Origin of the sequence: Nitrosomonas sp. PY1 (assembly GCF_022836435.1) — a bacterium.
In the GTDB taxonomy this organism is placed as follows: Bacteria; Pseudomonadota; Gammaproteobacteria; order Burkholderiales; family Nitrosomonadaceae; genus Nitrosomonas.
Genome location: NZ_BQXC01000001.1, coordinates 2,336,232 through 2,361,489 on the forward strand (window position 1 = coordinate 2,336,232; position 25,258 = coordinate 2,361,489).

At 41.9% G+C, this 25,258-nt stretch carries 25 protein-coding genes; 9 read left to right on the forward strand and 16 right to left on the reverse strand.

Annotated features, from left to right (window positions below; all coding sequences use genetic code 11):
* The first annotated feature begins 23 nt into the window (after positions 1-23).
* Positions 24-407: a DoxX family protein gene (locus tag W03_RS10835; protein ID WP_244073222.1), complete on the forward strand. Its 384-nt coding sequence runs from the start codon at positions 24-26 to the stop codon at positions 405-407.
* A 103-nt stretch (positions 408-510) separates the two neighbouring features.
* Complete coding sequence (locus W03_RS13410) at positions 511-645, forward strand: hypothetical protein (RefSeq protein WP_279600076.1); 135 nt, start codon at positions 511-513, stop codon at positions 643-645.
* A 164-nt stretch (positions 646-809) separates the two neighbouring features.
* On the opposite strand, the gene glmS is transcribed toward W03_RS13410, so the two are convergent.
* The 13 genes from glmS to hrcA all read right to left on the reverse strand — a co-directional run bounded on the left by glmS (position 810) and on the right by hrcA (position 13,615).
* On the reverse strand, positions 810-2,660 hold the full coding sequence (gene glmS / locus W03_RS10840; RefSeq protein WP_244073223.1) for a glutamine--fructose-6-phosphate transaminase (isomerizing): 1,851 nt from the start codon (positions 2,658-2,660) through the stop codon (positions 810-812).
* 54 nt (positions 2,661-2,714) lie between these two features.
* Positions 2,715-4,109, reverse strand: coding sequence for a bifunctional UDP-N-acetylglucosamine diphosphorylase/glucosamine-1-phosphate N-acetyltransferase GlmU (glmU, locus tag W03_RS10845; protein WP_244073225.1), 1,395 nt, complete (start codon positions 4,107-4,109; stop codon positions 2,715-2,717).
* A gap of 243 nt (positions 4,110-4,352) precedes the next feature.
* Complete coding sequence (locus W03_RS10850) at positions 4,353-4,775, reverse strand: F0F1 ATP synthase subunit epsilon (RefSeq protein WP_244073227.1); 423 nt, start codon at positions 4,773-4,775, stop codon at positions 4,353-4,355.
* Positions 4,776-4,793: 18 nt separating this feature from the next.
* Entirely contained in the window at positions 4,794-6,173 is a 1,380-nt protein-coding gene (atpD, locus tag W03_RS10855) for a F0F1 ATP synthase subunit beta (protein ID WP_244073229.1), read from the reverse strand.
* A 29-nt stretch (positions 6,174-6,202) separates the two neighbouring features.
* Positions 6,203-7,087: a F0F1 ATP synthase subunit gamma gene (gene atpG, locus W03_RS10860; RefSeq protein WP_244073231.1), complete on the reverse strand. Its 885-nt coding sequence runs from the start codon at positions 7,085-7,087 to the stop codon at positions 6,203-6,205.
* A gap of 3 nt (positions 7,088-7,090) precedes the next feature.
* Complete coding sequence (atpA, locus tag W03_RS10865; protein WP_244073233.1) at positions 7,091-8,632, reverse strand: F0F1 ATP synthase subunit alpha; 1,542 nt, start codon at positions 8,630-8,632, stop codon at positions 7,091-7,093.
* Between the two features lie 11 nt (positions 8,633-8,643).
* Positions 8,644-9,180: a F0F1 ATP synthase subunit delta gene (locus W03_RS10870; RefSeq protein WP_244073235.1), complete on the reverse strand. Its 537-nt coding sequence runs from the start codon at positions 9,178-9,180 to the stop codon at positions 8,644-8,646.
* Positions 9,180-9,656: a F0F1 ATP synthase subunit B gene (locus tag W03_RS10875; protein ID WP_244073237.1), complete on the reverse strand. Its 477-nt coding sequence runs from the start codon at positions 9,654-9,656 to the stop codon at positions 9,180-9,182. Before W03_RS10875 ends, W03_RS10870 begins: the two co-directional genes overlap by 1 nt.
* A gap of 53 nt (positions 9,657-9,709) precedes the next feature.
* A complete protein-coding gene (gene atpE, locus W03_RS10880; RefSeq protein ID WP_244073238.1) occupies positions 9,710-9,994 on the reverse strand; it encodes a F0F1 ATP synthase subunit C in 285 nt (94 codons plus the stop codon).
* A 57-nt stretch (positions 9,995-10,051) separates the two neighbouring features.
* A complete protein-coding gene (gene atpB / locus W03_RS10885) occupies positions 10,052-10,861 on the reverse strand; it encodes a F0F1 ATP synthase subunit A (RefSeq protein WP_244073239.1) in 810 nt (269 codons plus the stop codon).
* A gap of 37 nt (positions 10,862-10,898) precedes the next feature.
* Positions 10,899-11,273, reverse strand: a complete 375-nt coding sequence (locus W03_RS10890; protein ID WP_244073241.1) for an ATP synthase subunit I — start codon at positions 11,271-11,273, stop codon at positions 10,899-10,901.
* Between the two features lie 153 nt (positions 11,274-11,426).
* Positions 11,427-12,512 (reverse strand): ferrochelatase, encoded by a 1,086-nt coding sequence (gene hemH / locus W03_RS10895; protein WP_244073242.1) that lies wholly within the window; start codon positions 12,510-12,512, stop codon positions 11,427-11,429.
* 83 nt (positions 12,513-12,595) lie between these two features.
* Positions 12,596-13,615, reverse strand: a complete 1,020-nt coding sequence (gene hrcA, locus W03_RS10900; RefSeq protein WP_244073244.1) for a heat-inducible transcriptional repressor HrcA — start codon at positions 13,613-13,615, stop codon at positions 12,596-12,598.
* Between the two features lie 260 nt (positions 13,616-13,875).
* Between hrcA and W03_RS10905 the strand changes: the two genes are divergently transcribed.
* The 5 genes from W03_RS10905 to W03_RS10925 all read left to right on the forward strand — a co-directional run bounded on the left by W03_RS10905 (position 13,876) and on the right by W03_RS10925 (position 19,270).
* The gene (locus tag W03_RS10905) at positions 13,876-14,748 is read left to right on the forward strand and encodes an NAD kinase (RefSeq protein ID WP_244073246.1); all 873 of its coding nucleotides are present in this window, start codon (positions 13,876-13,878) and stop codon (positions 14,746-14,748) included.
* 21 nt (positions 14,749-14,769) lie between these two features.
* Entirely contained in the window at positions 14,770-16,461 is a 1,692-nt protein-coding gene (gene recN / locus W03_RS10910; RefSeq protein WP_244073248.1) for a DNA repair protein RecN, read from the forward strand.
* A 372-nt stretch (positions 16,462-16,833) separates the two neighbouring features.
* Complete coding sequence (locus W03_RS10915) at positions 16,834-17,835, forward strand: zinc-dependent alcohol dehydrogenase family protein (RefSeq protein WP_244073250.1); 1,002 nt, start codon at positions 16,834-16,836, stop codon at positions 17,833-17,835.
* 122 nt (positions 17,836-17,957) lie between these two features.
* Positions 17,958-18,752: a thymidylate synthase gene (locus W03_RS10920; protein ID WP_244073252.1), complete on the forward strand. Its 795-nt coding sequence runs from the start codon at positions 17,958-17,960 to the stop codon at positions 18,750-18,752.
* Entirely contained in the window at positions 18,749-19,270 is a 522-nt protein-coding gene (locus W03_RS10925) for a dihydrofolate reductase (RefSeq protein WP_244073254.1), read from the forward strand. The genes W03_RS10920 and W03_RS10925 overlap by 4 nt, the downstream gene beginning before the upstream one ends.
* Before the next feature lie 83 nt (positions 19,271-19,353).
* On the opposite strand, the gene W03_RS10930 is transcribed toward W03_RS10925, so the two are convergent.
* From W03_RS10930 to apbC, 3 genes are all read right to left on the reverse strand, one after another.
* Entirely contained in the window at positions 19,354-20,532 is a 1,179-nt protein-coding gene (locus W03_RS10930) for a type III PLP-dependent enzyme (RefSeq protein WP_244073255.1), read from the reverse strand.
* Between the two features lie 421 nt (positions 20,533-20,953).
* A complete protein-coding gene (dcd, locus tag W03_RS10935; RefSeq protein WP_244073257.1) occupies positions 20,954-21,520 on the reverse strand; it encodes a dCTP deaminase in 567 nt (188 codons plus the stop codon).
* 36 nt (positions 21,521-21,556) lie between these two features.
* Positions 21,557-22,645 carry an iron-sulfur cluster carrier protein ApbC gene (gene apbC, locus W03_RS10940; protein WP_244073259.1) on the reverse strand — a complete coding sequence of 363 codons (1,089 nt, stop codon included), beginning with the start codon at positions 22,643-22,645 and terminating at the stop codon, positions 21,557-21,559.
* Positions 22,646-22,764: 119 nt separating this feature from the next.
* Between apbC and metG the strand changes: the two genes are divergently transcribed.
* Together metG and W03_RS10950 are read left to right on the forward strand one after the other, a co-directional pair.
* The gene (metG, locus tag W03_RS10945; protein ID WP_244073260.1) at positions 22,765-24,879 is read left to right on the forward strand and encodes a methionine--tRNA ligase; all 2,115 of its coding nucleotides are present in this window, start codon (positions 22,765-22,767) and stop codon (positions 24,877-24,879) included.
* Positions 24,880-24,901: 22 nt separating this feature from the next.
* A complete protein-coding gene (locus W03_RS10950; RefSeq protein ID WP_244073263.1) occupies positions 24,902-25,258 on the forward strand; it encodes a DUF4440 domain-containing protein in 357 nt (118 codons plus the stop codon).

Genomic DNA, 25,258 nt, shown 5'->3' on the forward strand with positions numbered 1-25,258 from the left:
AAACATTAAAAAGGACATTTAAAATGGAAAAAATAACACAAGTCGTTGCAAGAATAATGTTGGGTCACCTATTTCTCATTGCCGGTTGGCAGAAAATAGGCGGTTATGAGGGCACACAAGGCTACATGGAATCGGTAGGAATACCGGGCATGCTGCTGCCGCTGGTAATACTATTAGAACTCGGAGGAGGGCTAGCCGTTATCATCGGATGGCAAACCAAGCTGACCGCGGCTGCGCTTGCACTGTTTTGTATTGCCACGGCGGTACTCTTCCATCACAATTTTTCTGACCAAATGCAAGCCATCCTGTTCATGAAAAATTTTGCGATTTCCGGTGGATTGATGCTGTTGGCGGTTTACGGCGCAGGTGCTTGCAGCTTAGATAATCGCCGTCCGAAAACCGAATAATCCAGCGTTATGAATCTTACGACTTCGGTTGACAATTTTGATAAATTGAATTGTTTTCAAGGAGTCGTTGATGAATCTACAAGCGCAAAGAGATACTTTTTAAATGGAAGCAGGGCTTTATGCGGTACCTGGAAGACATGGGTGTGCGATACGCTTGCATCAAGCCCGGAACACCTCGACTAAATGGCAAGATAGAACTTCGCATGGTACTGACCATGCGGAAGTTTCCAGCTATTAACATATACCATGATGTTGACCCGCATGCCGAATTAACCAAATGGGAAGTTTCTACAATTCACCGATCTCATGGAGGCTTGAGAGGAAAAACTCCTTATGAGCGTTTAATCGAAAATCAGATAATTATTTCAGTCTGCCGAAGTTATTTCCATCACAATTCGAGCATTACTCAACCGTTACTGCTTTCGCCAGATTGCGCGGTTTATCAACGTCGGTTCCTTTTTCTAAAGCCACATGATAAGCCAACATTTGTAGCGGAATCGTGTGAAGTATGGGGCTTAGCAAACCCGCATGCTCGGATAACCGAATTACATGAATATTCTTACTTTCTTCAATGTGCGAATCAGCATCAGCAAATACATAGAGTTCTCCACCGCGCGCATGAACTTCTTGCAGATTTGATTTGAGCTTACCGAGCAATTGATCATTAGGCGCAATTGTAACGATTGGCATTTCGTTATCCACCAAAGCAAGCGGACCATGTTTCAGTTCCCCGGCTGCATAAGCTTCGGCATGAATATAAGAAATTTCCTTAAGCTTTAACGCCCCTTCCATCGCAATAGGATAATGAACACCTCGCCCGAGAAACAGCGCATGGCGCTTTTCTGAAAATTTCTTTGCCCAAGCTTTTACTTGCGGTTCAACTTGTAAAGCATGCTGCAATGCTACTGGTAAGTGCCGTAATGCTGCGATCATCTGCTGCTCGATGTCTGCGGATAAACTGCGATGAAGCTTTGCTAAGGTTATAATTAATAACAATAATGATGCAAGTTGCGTGGTAAACGCTTTCGTCGATGCCACGCCAATTTCCGGTCCTGCACGCGTTAAAAAACGCAAATTAGTTTGCCGTACAAGTGCACTCTCAGGTACATTACAAATTGCAAGGCTATATTGATGCCCAAGCTTTTTTGCATAATTCAATGCTGCCAAAGTATCCGCAGTCTCTCCGGATTGCGAAATACCGATAACCAATGTATTCGGATCTGCAATTGGATCTCGATAACGATATTCACTGGCAATCTCAACGTTACAAGGCATTCCGGCTACTGTCTCAAACCAATATCGTGCGACCAAGCCAGCATGATAACTGGTACCACAAGCTAAAATCAGAATGCCTTTTGTTTGAGAAAATATTTCCTTTGCTTCGCTACCAAATAGGTTAGGAGAAATTGATTGGGCATTGAATACCATCTCTAAAGTATTACCCACTGCACTCGGTTGCTCAAATATTTCTTTTTGCATGAAGTGCGCATAAGGCCCTAACTCAAGTGATTCGTTGGATAAATGACTTTCGTGAATCAAGCGTTCAACTGGCTCACCTAAATGATTGTTTAAACAATTTACAATACGATAACCATGAGTGTTGATTTCAGCTACATCACCTTCTTCCAAATAAATAATTTTACGTGTTGCCTGCAACAAAGCAGAAGTATCCGAAGCAATATAATTACCATTCTCCCCCACACCTATCAGTAAAGGAGCGCCGTTTCGCGCAACGATAATCCGCTCCGGATCAGTTTCTTCCATCACGGCAATGGCATAAGCGCCATGTAATTCAGTCAGCGATAAGCAAACTGCTTTGAATAAATCCTTTTCTTGCTCAAGCTTAAAAGCGATCAAATGAACAATGACTTCGGTATCAGTATCCGATAAAAATTCATAACCATGTTTTTTGAGTTCAGTGCGTATATCCTCATGATTCTCGATAATTCCGTTATGTACTACCGCAATCTTGGATTTTCTTTCAGAAAAGTGTGGATGCGCGTTACGCTCTGAAGGCTCTCCATGCGTTGCCCAACGGGTATGTGCAATACCAGAAAAACCTTGCTTATCGCTGTTTGCTGCAAGCTTGCTCAACTCAGCTACACGACCCTGGGTACGGACTCTATCCAACAAACCATTTTTTGTTACAACGAATCCCGCTGAATCGTAACCACGGTATTCAAGACGTGATAATCCTTCTAATAATATTGGTACGACATTTACTTTAGCGATTGCACCAACTATTCCACACATGTCCTGCCTCCTGGCTCCAATTATTTTTATTGAAAAAACAAAAAACCTTCTTCTCTATTTATTAGCCTTCTTTACAGGACGTTTCCACCCAGAAATACTGACTTGCTTCGATCTCGCTAAAGTCAATGTATTCTCAGGAGTATCCTTAGTAATCGTTGATCCAGCACCAATTGTAGAACCTTTCGAGATTCTAACAGGTGCAACAAACTGTGTATCCGATCCCACAAAAACATCATCTTCTATGATGGTTTGATATTTATTAGCACCATCGTAGTTACATGTAATGGTTCCAGCGCCGATATTGACACCTTTTCCTATAATCGAATCACCAATATAGCTGAGATGATTTGCTTTAGTTCCTAACGCAATTTGACTATTTTTTACTTCGACAAAATTGCCAATATGAACTTTACTAGAAAGTTTTGTACCAGGACGTATCCGCGCGTAAGGACCGATTCTGCAATCATTCGCAATTTCCGTATCTTCAATTAAGCTATATGGGTGAATATGAGTATCAGCAGCGACAGTAACATTCTTTAGTATACAGTTGGCGCCAATCTTTACACCCTTACCAAGCACTACGTTACCCTCAAAAATGCAATTTACATCAATTTCCACATCAGATTCACAGGAAAGGCTGCCACGTATATCAATTCGACCCGGATCGATGAGCTTTACACCCTGTTCAAGTAGTTCGTTAGCACGTTCTCCCTGATAAATTCTCTCTAATTCAGCTAGTTGTCGTTTGTTGTTGACACCCATCACTTCCCAAGTATTGAGGGGTTGAGCAGATGCTATTTCAATACCAAGTTTTGCTGCCATACCGATAACATCGGTCAAGTAGTACTCTTGCTGCGCATTACTATTTTTCAGTTCAGGTAACCATTCATGCAAATACTGATTAGGAATCAACATAATCCCAGTATTAATTTCACGAATAGCTAATTGTTCATGATTGGCTTCTTTTTGTTCTACGATCGCCGTAATACCTTTTGATTTGACATCCCTAACAATACGCCCATATCCTGTTGCATCAGGTAGTACTGCAGTCATGAGAGCACATTGCTCGTTTTTTGTAGCTTGTATTAATTTTTCCAGCGTAGCTATATTAATTAAAGGTACGTCACCATAGAGCACCAGCGTTTGCTCTTCTTTATCGAGATGTGGCAAGGCTTGCATCACAGCGTGCCCTGTACCTAGTTGCTGCTCCTGGGTTATCCAAATTAAATCATCGTCTAGAATCGCTTTCCTAACCGCTTCACCACCATGGCCAATTACAATGCAAATTTTATTAGGAAGTAACCGCCTAGCAGTATTAATCACATGCTGTAACAATGAATTTCCTGCCAGGGTATGTAACACTTTTGGAAGGATGGATTGCATTCGTTTTCCAGCTCCAGCCGCTAGAATGACGATATTGAGCTTATTCGAAATAGATGTGGATTTCATATGATCAATCTTAATAAATTACCTGTGGAACAAAATTCTCATCGTAAGCAGTGGGATATTGATCGCACAATCCTTCTCTTCTGATTTTCAATCAGCTCACGCTTTCAGAAACAGAAAATTAAACGCACCAAAGCATTAAAAGTTTACCAATGAAAAACTATTATAATATTACTGGCAGATTAATTAAGACATAAAAAAAGCGACTTATGTCGCTTTTTTTCTTAGAAAGAAAGCAAATAAGTTTTAATGCTTACGCTTTCTCAGATTATCAATTGCTGCTAATTGTGCCACAGCTTCTACTAATTCCGCTTGAGCCTTAGCATAATCTATATCGGAATCACGATTTTTCAATGCTTCTTCAGCAGCTTTCTTCGCCTCAATTGCCTTCGCCTCATCTAAGTCATGACTACGAACTGCAGTATCAGCCAATATTGTCACTACATCCGGTTGCACTTCGAGCATACCACCTGAGACATAAATGAGTTCTTCATCTTTCAATTGCGCCTTAATACGCACCATTCCAGATTTGATTCGAGTCAACAGTGGAGTATGTCTCGGATAAACTCCTATTTCTCCCATTTGAGCGGGAGCCACCACAAATTCAACTGGGCCTGAATAAATCGACTCTTCAGCACTTACAATATCAAGGTGAAAAACGGTACCCATGATCACGACTCCCTTCCTTTATTGAAGCGTTTTAGCTTTCTCTACTGCCTCTTCAATGCTACCAACCATATAGAATGCTTGCTCTGGAAGCTCGTCGTATTCACCTTCAACAATACCCTTGAAGCCCTTAATAGTATCTTTAAGTGAAACATATTTCCCTGGAGATCCGGTAAAGACCTCAGCTACGTTAAAAGGCTGAGACAAGAATCGTTGAATCTTACGAGCCCGACTCACAGCCAATTTATCTTCAGCCGACAACTCATCCATACCTAAAATAGCAATAATATCCCGCAATTCTTTATAACGTTGAAGCGTTTGTTGCACAGCGCGAGCTGTATTATAGTGTTCCTCACCTACCACTTGCGGATCTAATTGTCGTGATGTCGAATCCAAGGGATCAACGGCCGGATAAATCCCCAAGGATGCGATATCGCGCGACAATACAACCGTTGCATCTAAGTGTCCAAAAGTTGTTGCTGGAGATGGATCCGTTAGATCATCGGCAGGTACATAAACTGCTTGTATGGATGTAATCGATCCAGTTTTGGTTGAAGTAATTCGTTCTTGTAAGCGCCCCATTTCCTCTGCCAACGTTGGTTGATAACCAACAGCCGAAGGCATACGACCCAACAACGCTGACACTTCGGTTCCTGCTAGCGTATAGCGATAGATATTATCCACAAAGAATAGAACATCGCGACCTTCATCACGGAAAGATTCCGCCATTGTTAAACCTGTCAACGCCACACGCAACCGGTTTCCAGGTGGCTCATTCATTTGCCCATATACTAACGCCACCTTATCAAGAACCTTAGAGTCTTTCATTTCATGATAAAAGTCATTACCTTCTCGTGTTCGTTCGCCAACACCAGCAAACACAGAATAACCACTATGCTCAATAGCGATGTTTCGAATTAACTCCATCATATTTACTGTCTTGCCAACGCCCGCACCACCAAACAGACCAACCTTACCGCCTTTGGCAAAAGGACAAATCAAATCAATTACTTTAATTCCTGTCTCTAATAGCTCAGTCGATGCAGATAACTCATCAAAGGCAGGAGCCGGACGGTGTATCGACATACTATGCTCCGAACCGATATCTCCCATTTCATCAATTGGACGCCCCAAAACATCCATGATACGACCAAGTGTTTTAGTACCGACGGGAACTGTAATTTGCTCACCGGTATTCTCAACTATCATACCGCGACGTAAGCCATCAGAAGAACCTAATGCAATAGTACGCACGACACCATCACCCAATTGCTGTTGCACTTCCAATGTGAGTTCGGATCCTTCCATTACCAGCGCATCATAAACTTTGGGAATCGATTCACGCGAAAACTCCACATCAATGACTGCACCTATACACTGAACAATTTTTCCTTGACTCATTATTGTTTCCTAAAATTTCAAAATTTTTTTTAAACGGCAGCAGCGCCACCGACAATTTCGGACAATTCTTTTGTAATCGCCGCTTGTCGAGATTTGTTATAAATCAATGTTAATTCATCTATAACGTTTCCAGCGTTATCCGAAGCAGCCTTCATAGCCACCATTCTCGCAGATTGCTCTGAAGCCATATTTTCAGCAACAGCTTGATAAACGATAGCCTCAATATACCGAATCATCAGATCATCAATAACCGGTTTTGCTTCTGGCTCATAAAGATAATCCCATGTAACTCTCGATGTGTCATCCTCTTTTTTACCGCTATGAATACGTTCATCAGTCAAAGGAAGAAGTTGCTCCATAACAGGCTCTTGCTTCATAGTATTAATAAAGCGATTATAATAAATGAAGACTCGATCAAAGCGATCTTGCGTGTAACCATCTAGCATTACTTTGACTGCCCCGATAAGTCTTTCCATATCAGGTGTATCGCCCAGACCAACAATCTGCGAAATAACGGTCGCATTGATACGACTCATAAATCCTAAGCCTTTGTTACCTATGCAACAGACTTCGATTTGCTCGCCCTCTGATTGCCAAATCTTCATTTGATTGAGAGCCTTGCGCAAAACATTAGTATTCAATCCACCACAAAGCCCTTTATCCGAAGTAACAACAATAATTCCAACTCGTTTAACGGTATCTCTTTCTATCAAGAACGGATGGCGATACTCGGTATTCGCACCGCTCATATGCGCAGCAACGTTACGAATTTTCTCTCCATAAGGTCTAGCCTTTTTCATACGATCTTGAGCCTTCCGCATTTTTGACGCCGCTACCATTTCCATAGCACGCGTGATTTTTTGCGTATTCTTTACACTCTTAATCTTATTACGTATTTCTCTACTGCCAGCCATGACTTAGTAAGTTCCGTTTTGCTTGAATTCTTGAATTGCCGCATTTAGTTGCTTTTCTGTTTCCGCATCCAGTTCTTTATTTTTTTCGATTTTCTCTAAAATTGCACCGTGTTGACTGCGAATATAGCTTTTCAATGCAGACTCAAAAGCCAAAGCACGCTTCACTTCGACATCATCATAATAACCGTTATTAATGGTAAACAATGTAAGCGCCATTTCCGATACGCTCAAAGTAGCATACTGCGGTTGCTTCATCAGTTCAGTTGCCATTTTTCCGCGTTCAAGTTGTTTTCTGGTCGCCTCATCCAAATCCGATGCAAATTGTGCAAATGCTGCCAATTCTCGATATTGCGCTAATGCCAAGCGAATACCTCCACCGAGCTTTTTAATAACCTTAGTCTGCGCAGCCCCTCCCACACGAGAAACTGACACCCCCGCATTAATTGCAGGGCGTATGCCGGCATTAAATAAATCCGTCTCTAAAAATATTTGTCCATCGGTAATCGAAATGACATTAGTAGGAACAAATGCAGTCACGTCTCCGGCTTGCGTTTCAATAATAGGCAAAGCGGTAAGTGATCCTGTTTTACCCTTTACTTTACCATTGGTCGCCTTCTCAACATAATCAGTACTTACGCGGGCAGCCCTTTCAAGCAAACGCGAATGCAGGTAGAAAACATCACCTGGATAAGCTTCTCGTCCGGGTGGACGTCTTAATAATAATGAAATTTGACGATAAGCCCAAGCTTGTTTAGTTAAATCATCATACACAATCAGCGCATCTTGACCTATATCGCGAAAATATTCACCCATTGTACAGCCCGAGTAAGGTGATATAAATTGCATTGCAGCAGACTCAGATGCTGTCGCTGCAACCACGATGGTATATTCCATAGCGCCATGTTCTTCGAGTTTCCGAACCACATTTGCAATTGATGAAGCTTTTTGACCGACCGCAACATAGATACACAACATGTTTTGGCCTTTTTGGTTAATAATCGCATCAATTGCTACCGCAGTTTTTCCTGTCTGCCGATCACCGATAATCAACTCTCGCTGTCCACGTCCAACCGGCACCATCGCATCGACAGACTTCAAACCTGTTTGCACAGGTTGATCAACCGATTTCCTCCATATTACACCGGGAGCAATTTTTTCAATCGGCTCAGACTTCACCGCCGTTATTGGACCTTTTCCATCTATCGGCTGCCCTAAAGCGTTAACAACTCTCCCCAACAAACCTTCCCCTACTGGAACTTCTAGAATACGTCCAGTACACTTAACAACATCGCCTTCACGTATATGTTCATAGGCACCCATGATAACCGCGCCCACTGAGTCACGCTCAAGGTTAAGTGCCAGACCATAGGTATTTCCCGGGAACTCTATCATCTCTCCTTGCATCACATCTGAAAGACCATGAATTCTGACGATACCATCTGTAACAGATACTACCGTTCCCTGTGTACGGATCTCCGCTGTATCGGCGAGTCCTTCAATCCTTTTTTTAATCAGCTCACTGATTTCGGATGGGTTTAACTGCATTTCATTAACTCCTAGCTTTTAAGGGCAACAGTCATAGCTTCAAGTTTACCTCGAACAGATGCATCGAAAACTTCATCACCAATTTCAACCTTGATGCCACCTATTAACTCTGGATCAATACTTACTTTTGGTTCAATCTTGCAATTAAATTTCTGTTCAAGGTCATCAATTAATTTTTTTAATTGCTTCGCATCTATCTCAAAGGCACTAGTAATTTTAGCCTCTAAAATACCTTCATACTGCGCCTTCAATTGTTCATATAGTTGACTAATTTGTGGCAATATCGTTATTCGCTTGTTTTCCGCAAGCAGCGTAAGAAAATTATGCGCTTCGTTATCAAAATTGCTTTTACCGATATCGAAGAATAACTTGCTAATTTGTTCTGCTGATACTCTCGGATTATCAATAAGCATCTTGATTCGCTTATCTTCAGCAATCTTCGCAGCAAATTGCAACATTTTAGACCATTGCGATAGATTCTTATTTTTCAGCGACAGCTTATAAAGCGCTTCTGCGTATGGTCGCGCAACCGTAATCGCTTCAGCCATTATTTTCTCAAATCTTTTTCTAGCGAACCGAGCATATCCGCATGAGCCTTGATATCCACTTCGCGACGAAGTATTTTTGCAGCACCTGCAACAGCCAATTCTGCTACATGTTTGCGTAAGATTTCCTTGGCGCTGTATACCTCGTGCTCAATATCCGCCTTTGCCCCAACAATTATCCGATCGCCTTCTTCTTTCGCGACTTTCTTCGCCTCTTCAACAATTTCTGTAGCTCGTTTTTCAGCTTGCAGTATTATTTCCGTAGCACGTTGTTTTGCATCTTTCAAAATATCGGAAGAACGCTGATTCGCCAATTCCAATTCATGTCGCCCGCGCTCTCCTGCCGCCAATCCGTCAGCAATTGTCTTTTGGCGCTCTTCAATAGCGCGCAGCAACGGCGGCCACACATACTTAACCGTAAACCAGATAAATATTGCGAAGGCCATTGCTTGCGAAATTAAAGTAAAATTAATATTCATAACAAGCCTTTATGATATCTAATACGTATAACTTGTAGCAAAACAATACACAATTACTGAGCAACAGATTGAATAACCGCTAATAGTGGATTACCAAACGCAAAAAGCATTGCCAAACCCACAGCGATAATGAAAGACGCATCAGTCAAACCCAGTAATAGAAAAACCTTTCCTTGTAGCGTTGGTATCATTTCAGGTTGACGAGCCGCTCCTTCTAAAAATCGACTACACATCACTCCAACCCCAATACAAGCACCTGCTGCCCCAAGTCCGATCATTAAGCCAATACCTATACCTGTATATGCCTGAATCATTGCCAAATACTGCAAATTCTCCATTTTAATTTCCTTTAGTAATTAAGGTTAATAATAATTTGTAACGATTGAACTTTAAAATTAATGTGATTCATGCGCCATAGATATATATACAACAGTTAGCATCATGAAAATGAATGCTTGCAAAGTAACAATTAAAATATGAAATATTGCCCAGCCAGCTCCAAGTAAGGTACCGAATATTGTTCCGCTTATTCCAGTTGCAGCCCACATACCTAGCAATAAGAAAATGATTTCGCCTGCATAAATGTTACCAAACAAACGCAATGAGTGTGACAAAGGTTTAGATACATATTCAATGAAATTAAATAATAAATTCAATATCCAGAGAAGCGGGTTTTTTCCAAAAGGCGTACAAAATAACTCGTGCAGCCACCCACCAAGCCCCTTTACTTTAACATTAAAGAAAATCATCAAAAACCAAACCGACAATGCCAGCGCAAAAGTTGTATTGACATCAGTCGTTGGAACTGTCCGCCAGTTATGTAATCCAAACACATGTTCATAAATCCACGCCATGATATCGATAGGCAGAATATCCATGGTATTCATCATTAATACCCAAATGAATATTGTCAAAGCGGTGGGCGCAACAAATACACTGCGATCTCCATGAAACGTATTCTTGACTTCGTTATCAATAAACTCGACCGCAAGCTCAACAAATGCTTGCCGTTTAGAAGGGACTCCTGGAGTTGCTTTGCGCACGACCAGCCATATAAACCCTAAGCTGATCACGCCCAATATTACCGACGTAATCAATGTATCAACGTGCAATACCCAAAAAGACCCTTCCTTAATTTGGAAGGTAAGATTAGTAAGATGGTGATCTATGTAGGACGTTGGAGTTAGTTCTGTATTTGATGCCATAAAAAAACAATTTGCTCGATACTAAATTTTATAAAGATTATTTCTCATTAACCACAAATAATGCAACGCTATGCAACAATACCGTCAACACGAAAACTCCTATGAATACAGTTGGGATAACACTCAAGTAGAATTTAAATATTAGCCATAGCAATATCACAATAATACTAATCTTAAGTATTTCCGCTTTTAGGGCTGTCTTAATTATTTCACCCGGCAAAAATCCTTGATGATTAGAAACGATCAGACCAAATACCATACCCGATACAAAATTAACTCCACCACCCAAAATTGCAGATATTGCTCCATGCATCCCAAGCCAATATCCAAAAATAATTGCTGCTACCAGGATGAAAAGAATCTGTATTCTTAATACAACCGCAAGAGGCTTATTCTTAACAATTTTAAGCATATTCTATTTCATTATTGATAGAAATAGCTCAATCATATTTTCGTGTCTTTTGTTGCCTAAAATATGGACGGCGATGTTAGCCTAATTTAATAAACCCGTCAATCGAACCGTTCAAATCTTAAATTGCAACCTTAGATGAAAATAGCCAAACATTTAATCTTTAGCGCCCAGTTGTAATGCAAGCTTACGTGATAATTGTAGCGATTCCTGTAGTGGTTCCAAATTGTCCCAACCAGCTAAATGCTCGCGCGTTATGTCGACCAGCGCTTGAATCCAATCCGCGCGCTCATTAAGACAAGGAATGTAGTGAAACTCCTTTCCACCAGCACGAATAAAAAGATCTTTGCCTTCCATCGCAATTTCTTCAAGTGTTTCTAGACAATCCGAAACAAACCCAGGGCACACCACATCAACTCGCCCAACCCCATGGCCCCCAAGTGCAATTAACGTATCAGACGTGTAAGGCATCAACCACTGCGCTTTGCCAAAGCGTGATTGGAAGCAGATCTGATATTGATTACTCGCTAATTGCAATGCTTCTGCTAATAACCGACCCGTCTTTTGACAATAGCAATGATAGGGGTCGCCTTTATCCAAATTTGCACGAGGCGTGCCATGAAAGCTGATAACCAATTTATCAGGCTGACCGTATGATGCCCAATAATCACGAATATTTTGCGCCAAAGCGGCAATATAACCTGGATAGTCATGATAATGCTTGATTGTACGAAGAGCAGGTTGATTACGCATCTTTGCTAGTGCAGTAAAAACACCGTCAATCGCCGCAGCCGTGCTACTGGCAGCATATTGAGGAAATAATGGCAAAATCAATATACGATCACAACCTTGCTGCTGCATTTTCTCCAGCACCGCTGCAATTGAAGGTTCGCCAATATTCATGGCATACTCAACCAAAGGAGCATTTTTGTAATGCGCTTGCAGCGCTTTGCGCAAAAGCTTGGTTTGGCGCTCGGTATGGACTTTCAATGGCGAGCCTTCTGGCAACCAGATTTTAGCGTATTTTTCGGCGGATCTTTTGGGCCTAAATGGCAGAATGAATCCATACAATATAGGCCACCAGATTACTCTAGGCACTTCAATTACGCGTGAATTACTAAGAAATTCTTTCAAATAAGGTCGCAACGCTTCTGCAGTTGGTGCATTCGGTGTTCCCAAATTGACCAACAAAACACCTATTTTGGAAGCATCACCGTGACAATAAATCGATTTTGAGTTCATGAATAAAATAGACTAATCATATAAAAAAGGCGATCATCGTTAAATGATCAAGAGCATTTTCGAACAACCCGCAAAAAACAGGTTTAATGTTGCGATAATCCGCTCGATAGGAGCTTCGCTGTAATATCAACGATCGGAATTACACGTTCATAAGCCATACGCCTCGGACCAATAACGCCAACAGTACCGACAATTTCTCCATCAATCTCATAGGGTGCAGCGATCACACTGAATTCTTCCAAAGACGCGACGTCCGACTCACCGCCGATAAATACTTTTACGCCATGAGCTTTTCGGCTTAATTCGAGCAATTGCAATAGCTTTGTCTTGCGCTCGAACAATTCAAATAGCTTTTTTAGTCCCAACAAGTTTTCAGTTAAATCATTTACTTGAAGCAGATTCCGTTCTCCAGCAACCACAACCGCTTCACTATTTTCATTCGCTGCGCTACCGCTCACTTCAATTGCTGCACTCATTAAACTAAACAACTCGCCACGCAATTGTTTGAGTTCAGTATCTAAACGACCACGAATTTCATCCAGCGTACAACCCGCATAATGCTGATTAATGAAATTCCCAGCTTCGATCAAGTCTGCCTGACTATAAGGTGTTTGAGTAAAGATAATTTTGTTTTGCACATCCCCCTCCGGGGTTACAATAATCAATAATATGCGTTTCTCAGACAGCGCCATAAATTCGATATAACGAAATACCGCACCTTTATGTTTCGGCGTAATCACCAAGCCGGCAAATTGTGTCAGCTCGGAAAGCAGATGCGATGCAGCATTAATGAGACGAGATGGATTATCAGGATGCAAATGACTTTCCAAGTGATTTAATTCGGTCCTATCTAAAGTCTGCACAACCAGTAGTGTATCCACAAAAAAACGATAGCCTTGGACTGTTGGAACACGACCGGCTGAAGTATGTGGGCTAGCAACCAAGCCCATTTCTTCAAGATCGGCCATAACATTTCGGATTGTTGCAGAACTCAGATCTAAGCCGGAAAATTTAGACAAGGTACGCGAACCCACCGGTTGTCCTTCGTGGATATATCGCTCGACCAATGTTTTTAGTAGTATTTGCGCACGTTCATTTAGCATAGGGTTATTTTACATCAACAAGGCTGTTTTATTACTCTGATATAGCGTATGGATACAGGCTTTTAATCTTTCTATGTTAGACTTTTAAAAATAAAATCATCTGTTTGATGGAATCACTAACATGGGTATCTACATCCAAAAAAACAATTCTATATTCGAATTTCTTAGTCACAGTCGAGACCACGAAATTCATGTTAACGGTAAGTTCATTAAAATTAATAAAACAAAAACAAACCTGAATCTGATACAGCACTCTGCACATGAACTCCACATTTGAAACCATTGCGTTAATCGGCAAGTATAAGAAACACGAAATTACGGCTCCGCTGTTGAAACTTGCTAAATACTTAACCAATAAAGGGCATCAAATTCTTATTGATCAACTGACTGCCTCACAGATTGTTGCCAGAGCCTATGCAACTTTGCCACTTGAAGAGATTGCTCAACAGGCTGATCTCGCCATTGTAATTGGCGGCGATGGCACCATGCTGAATATCGCCCGCAAGCTTGCGCCATACGATGTACCCCTAATAGGAATCAATCAAGGAAGATTGGGGTTTCTTACCGACTTATCGTTAGACAATATGTTTGTGATATTAGATGAAATATTAGCCGGTCAATTTGAAACTGAAGAACGTATGTTGCTCTCAGCACAGGTCACTCGTGCAGGAATCAGTAAATTCGATAGCCTTGCTTTTAACGATGTGGTGCTACATCGCGGCGTTAGTAGCGGCATGATTGAGCTTGAAGTCAGAATCGACGGTGAATACATGAACACTTTACGCTCAGATGGCTTAATTATCGCAACGCCAACCGGTTCCACTGCATACGCATTGTCTGCAGGCGGGCCGATTTTGTTTCCTAGCTTGAATCTTATCACATTGGTACCGGTATGCCCGCACATGCTCAGTAACCGCCCAATCGTAGTCAGTGCTAATGCGCACATAGAAATCAACATGCGTAGCTCGATAAGCATTGGAATTAACTGCGATAGTCACGCCTATTTCGACCTAAAGCAAATTGATCGCATTAGCATCAAGCGCCATCCTCAAACGGTTCGATTGCTGCATTCGACTAATCACAGCTACTATCGCATGCTTAGGGAAAAGCTTGGTTGGAGCGAATTTCCTTGATCTACTTTTGATCACAATCGTATGCTCAAGCATCTTAGCATTCGCGACTTCGTTATTGTCGATCACATCGAACTGGAATTTTTATCAGGCTTTACTGTATTAACCGGTGAAACCGGTGCTGGCAAGTCCATTTTAATGGATGCATTGATGCTTGCGCTTGGTGAGCGCAGTGACATTCAACAAATACGTCCAGGCTGCGAACGCTCAGAAATCAACGCAGTTTTTGATATTCAGTCACAACAGAATCTTATCGACTGGCTCAACGGCAATGATTTACAAGGTGATCCTGGAGTATGCTTGATGCGGCGAATTATTGATATCAATGGGCGCTCCCGCAACTATATCAATGGACATAACGTCACCCAACAACAATTACGCATAGCTGGAAGTTTTCTTGTCGCCATCCACAGTCAACATGCGCACCAATCGCTGCTGCATCGTGACGCGCAACGTGAACTACTAGACGCCTATGCGCAATGCGAAGATTTGCTAAGCACTGTTCGAGATACTTATCAAAACTGGCAAACCATTTTGCAACAAAGAATTTCTGCGGAACAATCACTCATAGAGTCCCAAGCCAAGCGTGAGCAAATCGAATGGCAACTGCAAGAACTATCCGAACTGAACCTAACTGCTGAAGAATGGCAAAATCTACAATCTGATCATGCTCGGCTTTCTCATGCTGCGGCTTTACTGTCAGCCGCTGAAAATGGTATCGAGCAACTCTCTGAGAACGAGCACGCCGCATTCTCGCAAATTAATGCCGTATGCAGCCAATTACGACAATTACTGGAACATGATTCGCAATTGAACGAAATTGTCGATTTGCTCGATTCAACCACTATTCAATTACAAGAAAGCATTTATGCTTTAAATGATTACCGTCAATCACTGGATCTTGACCCACAACTGCTACTGAATGCCGAGCAACGCTTATCTACCATTCATAATCTGGCGCGAAAATTTCGCTTACCCCCAGAAGAACTGCTTCAATTTCAAACCACATTGAAGGAGCAACTTGAAACACTCGAAGCCGGATCAAATATCGAAAAACTAAAAACATCGGAAGCGGAAGCACAATCCATTTATCTACAGCAAGCAAAAATGCTGAGTATCGTTCGTGCCAAAGCAGCAGAATCGCTTTCGAACAATGTCACGACCGCTATGCAAACGCTGGCTATGAACGGTGGACAATTCACAGTAGTTTTGACTCCTTTGCAAGCAGGTAACTCCACTGGCTTGGAGCAAATCGAATTCCATATTGCCGCACATAAAGGCATGCCACCACAACCACTGAGTAAAGTTGCCTCTGGCGGTGAATTATCACGTATCAGCTTAGCCTTACAAGTGATTGCCAGTAAAGCCATCAAAATACCCACACTAATTTTTGACGAGGTCGATGTCGGTATCGGCGGCAAGGTCGCTGAAATAGTTGGTAATTTACTTAAAAAATTGGGACAGAAACGGCAGGTTTTATGCATTACGCACTTACCACAAGTTGCAGCGGCAGGCGATCAGCAATGGCAGGTTATAAAAGTGCAAGGCCCAGGGAAAAACCAACCCATCTTAAGTGAAATTAGTAGCTTGGACCAACAGCAGCGCATAGAAGAAATTGCGCGCATGCTGGGAGGTATTACAATCACCGAAACTACGCGTCAACACGCAACAGAAATGCTGCGCAATGGCTCATCGATTAAAATCAAGCATTCATAGTCCGTAAATGAAGCAATTAAAATCAATCGAAACGACATTCAAACACTGGTTGCTACACTGCTTAACTCCATAGCAATGGATCTGACGTCACAATTATGTTTTAAAACAGTTGTATTGAAATACCGACTATGAGTTCGAATATGATATAACCCGTCGCATCCATTATGCACCGGTATCGGATGCAGCAGCCCCCCCCGGCGTATTCAGGATTGCTGTTGTTTGGTATCATCTGAAATGGTGGGCTAAGTGATGAATCGGCAGAGCATGGTGAACTCGAGTCTGTAAGTGATCACTCACACTCCACCAAATAAACCATTAAGTACGCAAGAAATTTATTTGTGAAATCACTCATATAAGCTAAGGCACACAATCATGCATGCTATCTTTTTTCACAGCGGTGGCCATAGTGATGTTTTGCAATATGGAAATACGCTCTCCCCTCAGCATTGCAATGATCATCAGGTTCTGGTTCGCATCAAAGCTGTCGGCATCAATCCAATTGATATCAAAATACGGACAGCACCCGATCGATTTCCGGTGACTTTCCCGGTTATTCCCGGTTGCGATGGCGCCGGGATCGTTGAATCAGTCGGCACACAAGTGCAGCATTTCAAACCAGGCGATGAAGTGTATTTTTCTCAACCCGGATTTAATGGTCGCCAAGGTAGCTACGCTGAATATGTATTGGTCGACGATGATTTGCTTGCGCTCAAACCACGCAGCCTCTCATTTGAGCAGGCCGCAGCAGCACCGCTGGTTTTGATCACGGCTTGGGAAGCATTGCACGACCGCGCCAACCTACATAGTGAACAAACTGTTTTGATTCACGCGGGCGCTGGTGGTGTCGGACACGTGGCGATTCAATTAGCAAAATTGGCCGGCGCTCATGTGATCACGACTGTTAGCAATGATCAGAAAGCAAACTATGCCAAGCGCTTAGGTGCGGACCACGTAATCAATTATTGTAATCAAGACGTCATTGCTACGGTACTAGACAGAACAAACGGTAAAGGTGTAGATATTGCATTCGATACGGTTGGATCGAACGTACTACAAAGTTGTTTTAGTTGTATCAGGCCATATGGTGATATCGTGACGATCCTACAACCCACCAGTGATATAAATTGGAGTGACGCACGGTTGCGCAATGCACGATTCAGCATGGAAATGATGTTATCGCCTGTTTTGCTGGAGCTATCAGAAGGAAAATCACATCAAGCTGAGATACTACGCCAGTGTGCGCAGTTGTTTGATGCCAATCAATTAACCATTGAAGTAGCAAGCGTTTTCAATCTATCGGAAGCTGCTGACGCACAACAATATTTAGAGCAAAACCATCCTATTGGAAAAATAGTTTTGACGATTCCGTCATAGTTCAATATAAGCACTATAACTTTTTTTGATCGGAGCTGCTCACAAGCAATTAAGTAGCCTTAAAAAATACAGCAAATTTGTTAACTTCTTAATTTTTTCTTATAAAAGAAAGCCACATATATATGCGACAATATTTGGAGTTAATGCAACACATTCTTGATCATGGGTGCACAAAATCTGATCGTACCGGTACTGGCACGTTATCAATTTTTGGCTACCAAATGCGGTTTAACTTGAATGATGGCTTTCCTTTAATAACAACCAAGAAGTGTCACGTTAAATCAATTATTTATGAATTGCTCTGGTTCTTGCGTGGCGATACGAATATTCGGTACTTAAATGAACATGGCGTAACAATTTGGGATGAGTGGGCTGATGAGAATGGAGATTTAGGCCCAATCTACGGACATCAATGGCGATCCTGGGGCACTGCAAACAAAAGCAAAATCGATCAAATCCAGTTGCTCATCGAGCAAATAAAAAACACCCCGGATTCCAGACGCATGTTGGTTTCCGCTTGGAATGTAGGCGAACTGCATCAAATGAAATTAGCACCTTGCCATGCGCTTTTTCAATTTTATGTTGCCGATAACCGGTTATCTTGTCAGCTTTATCAACGCAGCGCAGACGTATTCCTCGGCGTGCCCTTTAATATTGCATCCTATGCTTTATTGACGCTCATGATTGCGCAGGCTTGCGACTTACAACCTGGAGATTTTGTTCACACCTTTGGCGACGCACATTTATACCTGAATCATTTGGAACAAGCCAGAGAACAGTTAACGAGAGAACCAAGATCATTGCCGACCATGACACTCAATCCTGAGCGGCGAAATATTCTAAAGTTCGATTTCGAAGATTTTGTTTTAACGGATTATCACCCACATCCGGCAATTAAAGCACCAATCTCCGTATGAAATCACCATTTCTATCTTTATTAGTAGCAATGTCCAAAAACCGGGTTATTGGTAAAAATAACCGACTCCCGTGGCACTTACCGGAAGATCTCAAACACTTCAAAACGCTTACCATGGGACACCCCATCATCATGGGGCGAAAAACCCATGAATCGATTGGAAAAGTATTACCAGGAAGAACCAATATTATTGTCACTCGACAAAAAAACTATACTATCCCAAGCGCGATTGTAGTTGATTCGATTCAAAGTGCTTTTGCTGCAGGATTCGAAAAAAACTCAGCAGAAAATGAAGCTTTTGTGATTGGTGGTGAGGAAATTTTTCGTCAAACTTTAGCGTTTAGCCGACGCATTTATCTCACTGAGATACAGAAAAAATTCGATGGCGATACTTTTTTCCCTGAATTAAATTCACAAGAATGGCATGAAACAGAGCGCACGATACACTTCTCTGAGGGTATCGATCAGCTAGAATATCATTTAATCACTCTCGATCGAAAAACGCCCTCTTCCATTTAAACAGTACAGTACGTGTATTTATTCTCTTTTATCAGAAGATAACAGAGCGACAATGACATCATCGCTCTGTCTTTCATATGTTTTCAGATAACTTTTACGTCAGGCAACGGAAATCCGTTGAAATTACTCGCATACGCGGTTGTGTAAGCTCCGGCATTAGGAATATAAATAAAATCCCCTTCTTGCATATCGCTTGGTAGCATCATATCGTGAACGAGTACATCCACTGAATCGCATGTAGGTCCAGCAACAGACCAAGGGATAGGATTTCCACTACGATCTGTAATGATTTCATAGCGCAAACCTTCGGTAATTTCAATTACGCCACCAAACATACCTGCATCCCAATACATCCATTTCTTACCGTTTCGAGTTGCGGTTCCTACAATACGGCAAATGAAATAAGCCGAATCCGATACCAGATAGCGGCCAGGTTCTGCCATAATACGAATACCATCCGGTAAATCAGCAATGGCTTCATTTATGACATCGGCGATAGCTTCAATGGAAGGAATAGGCTTAGTATGGCGTACTGGATAACCGCCACCGATATTCAGTAACCTTGGTTTCAGTCCCATTGTCTTCATGTCATCAAAAACTTTTTTTGCACGCTCAATGCCGACTCGCCAGTTCTGGGGATTACGGCATTGCGAACCCACATGAAACGTCACTCCGACCAAATCTGCTCTCAATTTTGAAGCTTCTTGAATGATCTCATGGATATCGCCGAGATGCGTTCCAAATTTTCCAGCTAAAGGCCAGTCGCTACCAATATTGGGTGTATCTATGCGCAGATACATTTTTGCATCCGCTTTGACACTCACAATTTTTCGCAGCTCTTCAACACTATCAATCACAAACCATTCGACGCCTTTGGCAGCTGCATATTCAAGATACGCACGAGATTTCATTGGATTGCTATAAAATATTTCCTGGGCAAGCACACCAAGCTCCAACAACAAATCAAGCTCAGCAATTGAAGCAATTTCAAATCCTGCTCCTTCTTCAATTAATATTTTTAACACACGTCGATCAGGATTGGCTTTTACCGCATAATGCGGATGTACCCGTGGCATTGCGGCTTTAAATCGTTGTGCTTTATTGCGAATAATACTGCTGTCAACCAGCAAGAATGGTTTTTGATAACCTTTTTTTAATTCATCCTGAACATATTTAAAGTCCAGGCTGATTTCTGAGTGCGTATCAAACAAAACTTCGGCAGATGAGCTTGTTTTTTGCAGCGTAGATGGAAATGCGTACATTGAGGTCTTCCTTGTAAAAATGGCTACGTTTCAGGAATATGGATATTGACTAAATCTGCTGAAGCAAAAAAGCTCTTGATATTTCTCATGATGACCCCCTTATTTCAAAATAGATAGTACTACTTTTGTTTGCGCGCATTACGGTCCCGGTATAAACGCAAATCAAACGCTTTCAGTCTGAGAACAAGATTCGACGCAAACAACCTTTAAAAACAAAGCCCCACTAGTTGACGCTCTTGTTAACGGAAAATTTTGATAAAAACTGATACCAAAATTTTCTACCTAGGCATGTTACATTTAATTTCGACACTGGTATTAACGTAATATTTCTTCATTCTGGAAAATTGGTTTAAATAATCTCCATCGAGACAGGCTTTCCTATAGCTTCCCCTCAAAATTTCTACAGTAGTCAATTATTAGACTATATTTTTGGCAGCGTAACACCGTGTTGCCCCTGATATTTTCCACCACGATCTTTATAAGATATTTCGCATACCTCATCCGACTCAAAAAAAATTACTTGCGCAACACCTTCATTGGCATATATTTTGGCGGGTAATGGTGTTGTGTTAGAAAATTCCAGAGTGACATACCCTTCCCATTCAGGTTCGAATGGTGTGACATTGACAATGATCCCGCAGCGCGCATAAGTGGACTTGCCAAGACAAATCGTGAGTACATTACGTGGGATGCGGAAATATTCCACAGTGCGCGCCAAAGCAAAAGAATTGGGCGGAATAATACAAACATCATTCTTGACGTCTATGAATGAATTGGAGTCAAAATTTTTTGGATCGACAATAGTAGAATTGATATTGGTAAACAACTTAAATTCGTCAGAGCAGCGAATATCGTAACCATAGCTTGAAGTACCATAGGAAACGATACGTTCACCGTTATTTTGTCGAATTTGATCAGGTTCGAAAGGCGCAATCATACCTTGCTCAAGCGCCATTCTTCGTATCCATTTATCTGATTTTATGGTCATTTTTATCTTATATTTTACTAAATACTAAAAATCCAGCTAATCGTTTTCCATAATGATCTCTGCAAACAGCGCCGAATGATCTTCTGCGTATTCAGCCACTTTGGCTGCAATGCGTCTGGCTATCAATCGATAAGCTGCTGCAATAGCTCCATCGGGCTCAGCAACAACGCTTGGTTTTCCCGCGTCAGTATATTCACGTATTTTGATATCAAGCGGTAATGAACCCAATAATTCCACATTGTAATCGTGGGACATTTTTTCGCCGCCCCCGGTACCAAAAATTGGTTCTGTATGACCGCACTTCGAACACGTATGCGTACTCATATTTTCCACCACGCCTAAAATTGGAATTCCAACTTTCTCAAACATTTTTAGCCCTTTACGCGCATCAAGCAAAGCGATATCTTGCGGTGTCGTCACAATTACGGCACCCGTTACTGGTATTTTTTGCGCTAACGTTAACTGTATATCGCCAGTTCCTGGAGGCAAATCAATAACCAAATAATCCACATCTTTCCAGTTAGTGTCATTAAGCAACTGTTGTAATGCCTGGGTAACCATTGGGCCGCGCCACACCATTGGTGTTTCCGCATCGATTAACAATCCGATAGAAATGGCTTGAATGCCATGCGCCAAAACAGGCTCCATGGTTTTTCCATCTAAGGAATCAGGATGCCCAGTAATGCCCAACATTTGTGGTTGTGACGGGCCATAAATATCGGCATCCAGAATTCCCACCGAAGCGCCTTCAGCTGCCAATGCCAATGCTAAGTTGACAGCCGTAGCGGACTTTCCCACCCCTCCTTTGCCTGAAGCGACCGCAATGATATTTTTTACACCGGGGATCAGCTTCACACCTTGTTGCACATTGTGGGGAATAATCTTGCTGCTCACGGTAACCTGCACATTCCCAATGCCCTCTAATGTTTTTAGTACGCTCACAACTTGCTGTTCAACATCGTTTCGAACACTGTTAGAGGGATAACCCAATTCTATTTCAACCCAAACATTGTTTTGATCAATGCGAATATTTCGGACAGCTTTTGTTGCTACATAATCTTTACCGATTGTTGGGTCAATCGTTTGATTGAGAAGCGATAATATATCTTGTTCAGAAATTGCCATAACGAACCTCTTTGCATCTTTTATGCATGTCAATAATAAAGTAGCTGATGGTAACAAATATCGAGATTGGCTTATACAGTTTGTTACAATGAAGGTTTTTTATTGTGTGGGTAGGGTTAATGAACAAACGAAGGATTCTGGTCACTTCAGCGCTTCCATATGCCAATGGCAGTATTCACCTGGGTCACTTGGTGGAATATATTCAAACGGACATCTGGGTGCGCTTCCAGAAAATGCGTGGGCATACGGTATATTATGTATGTGCGGATGATACGCATGGCACCCCTGTAATGCTACGTGCGGAAAAAGAGGGAATTACCCCCGAAGCGCTGATTGCACGTGTTCAGAAGGAACACTTGAGCGATTTTAATGGATTTCATATCCGATTCGATCATTATCACAGCACACACTCACCCGAAACGCGATCTTTCTCCGAGGCTATCTACCACAAGCTCAAGCAAATAGATTTGATTTCGATTCGGGCGATTGAGCAATTGTACGATCCCGTTAAAAACATGTTTCTGCCTGACCGGTTTGTCAAGGGAGAATGTCCCAAATGCAATGCCAAAGATCAATATGGCGACTCATGCGAAGCGTGTGGCGCGGCATATGCACCAACGGAATTAAAAAATCCTTATTCGGCTGTTTCAGGTGCTAAGCCAATACAAAAATCCTCTGAGCATTATTTTTTCAAATTATCCGATCCGCGCTGTGTAGATTTTTTACGTCGCTGGACACGTGAATCCGATCATTTGCAACCGGAAGCTGCAAACAAGATGCTCGAATGGTTAGGAAATATAGGAGAAAACAAGCTTTCCGATTGGGATATTTCACGCGATGCACCCTATTTTGGTTTTGAAATTCCCGAAGCACCTGGTAAATATTTTTATGTTTGGTTGGATGCACCGATTGGTTACATGGGTAGCTTCAAATACTTATGCGAACAAAAACAAATAAATTTTGATGAATTCTGGCAAAAAGATAGCAGGACTGAACTGTATCATTTCATCGGCAAAGATATTTTATATTTTCATGCACTATTCTGGCCCGCCATGCTGGAAAACTCAGGTTATCGTACCCCCACCAAAATTTTTGCACACGGCTTTCTCACTATCAATGGAGAAAAAATGAGCAAGTCGCGTGGCACTTTCATTACCGCTGAAAGCTACTTAAAGCAAGATTTGAATCCCGAATGGCTACGCTATTATTACGCAGCAAAACTGAATGGCACGATGGAAGATATCGATTTGAATTTAGAAGATTTTATCGCGCGCGTAAACTCCGACTTGATTGGTAAATTTATCAATATTGCGAGCCGCTGTGCCGGTTTTATTACCAAACGCTTTGACGGCAAATTAGTCGGTGGGACACAGTATCAGCAGTTACGAACAATCATTGACGAGCACTTTGCTACTTGGCGACCAGCACAAATCGAACATGCATTTGAGGAACGAGATTATGCCGCTGCAATTCGACAAATTATGAAATTCGTTGATGCAGCCAATGAAATGATTCATCAACTTGCGCCCTGGGAAATGGCCAAAAAACCGGACCAAGATGATGCGTTACACCGTGCATGCAGTTTAGGTATTCAATTATTCTACCTGTTGTCACACTATATGAAACCCATCATACCCAGCACCGTAGAAAAAATTGAATCTTTTCTTAATTGCAAGCCGCTGACTTGGCCAACCTTATCGGCAGAGCGATCAGTTTCAGCATTATTGTTACCCGAAGGACACATGATTAACCCTTATCAACACTTGATGATCCGTATTGATGCCAAACAAATCGATGCTTTGATTGCGGCCAATAAGCAAAGCCTATCGGTCGGTGACAAACCAGGAAATATCGGGCAATCTGAGCAAACCAAGAAAACATCGCAAGCTTTTGTACCGATTGCCGAAACCATTTCTATCGATGATTTTAGTAAAATAGATTTGCGTGTTGCCAGAATTGCTGATGCAGAACACGTTCCAGGAGCGGAAAAGTTATTGAAGCTAACGCTAGATCTGGGTCATGAACAACGTACTGTTTTTGCCGGCATTAAATCGGCCTATGACCCGCAGCATCTCAAAGGACGTTTAACCGTTGTGGTCGCAAATCTCGCACCGCGTCAAATGAAGTTCGGTTTATCAGAAGGCATGGTATTAGCTGCAGGGGGAAACCATCCGGGTGAGTTGTTTATTCTTTCACCAGATTCTGGTGCACAACCCGGAATGCGTATTAAATAAAACCCTCATGAAATCGCAAGATATGACAGAGTGTATTCAACAGCTCGAACTGAAACTATTACATCATGATTGGACAGAAAACCCCAAGTCGCTTGATCAATTGCTATCTGCTGATTTTGAAGAAATCGATACCAACGGTATTATTCACTCGAGAAGTGAGGTTATTCAATGGCTATTACACAAAAATAAAGCCATTCGATGGTCACTAGATAATTTTCGAATCAAATTGTTAACCCAGGATTGCGCACTGGCAATTTATACTGCATCCAAGCACCAAGACTCGGCCTATATCAGAAATGAATCAATCCGATCATCGATTTGGCAGTATCAAGACCAGCAGTGGAAAATGATATTCCATCAAGCGTCTAGTAAAAGTTAG